Origin of the sequence: Gardnerella sp. 30-4 (assembly GCF_001641215.1) — a bacterium.
GTDB classification, from domain to species: domain Bacteria; phylum Actinomycetota; class Actinomycetes; order Actinomycetales; family Bifidobacteriaceae; genus Bifidobacterium; species Bifidobacterium leopoldii.
The window spans coordinates 1-634 of sequence record NZ_LXJL01000178.1 but is presented as its reverse complement, the minus strand read 5'-3'; the positions used below and the strand labels follow the sequence as shown (position 1 = coordinate 634).

The following is a 634-nucleotide window of genomic DNA, read 5'->3' as shown; positions in this document are numbered from 1 at the left end:
GTATACACATATTCGTATATATTTAATTGAAAATATGTTTATGAAAGGTTTTGATAAAACTATGATGAATCCAGAAACGGATGCAGAATCAAATAACGAAGTGTCAATAAAACAGCAACGTCCTGCAACAAAAGCAGCGCGTTTAAACGCTATTGAACAAGCGTTACTGGCAGAAGTGATTACTTCTCAATCTCAACTCGCTAAAGTGTTGGCGCGTCATGGTTTTAATGTTACTCAAGCTACTTTGAGCCGAGATTTAGATGAGTTAAATGCCGTTAAAATTCGATTGACGGATGGCAGGATTGCGTATGTGCTTGGCGATGGTACTGGCAATCGTCATGCTATGGATACTGTGCGAATTGATCAGCAAGTTGCTCGCACTTTAGCAGGTCTTGTCACTGAAGTTGGGCATGCAAATAATATTGTTGTTATTCACACTCCATCCGGCGCTGCACAATACGTTGCAAGTGTTATAGATCGTCAGCCTTTGAAAGGTATTTTAGGATCAGTTGCTGGAGATGATACAGTTATTATGGTTTGCGTTTCAAATGAAGAAGCTGAAAATCGAGCAAATTGGATGCTTTCAGTAGCTTCTCGTTAAACAATTTATTAAGAAATATTGTGGCTATTTAAA

The 634-nt window shown here is 38.3% G+C and carries 1 protein-coding gene; it reads left to right on the top strand.

The window, feature by feature from the left end; all coding sequences use genetic code 11:
* Positions 1 to 61 precede the first annotated feature (61 nt).
* Entirely contained in the window at positions 62 to 601 is a 540-nt protein-coding gene (locus A5294_RS06480) for an arginine repressor (RefSeq protein WP_032842537.1), read from the top strand.
* Positions 602 to 634 lie beyond the last annotated feature (33 nt).

Coding starts and splice junctions, on each gene's coding strand:
- A5294_RS06480 (WP_032842537.1), top strand. CDS start 62: ATGATGAATCCAGAAACGGATGCAGAATCAAATAACGAAGTGTCAATA.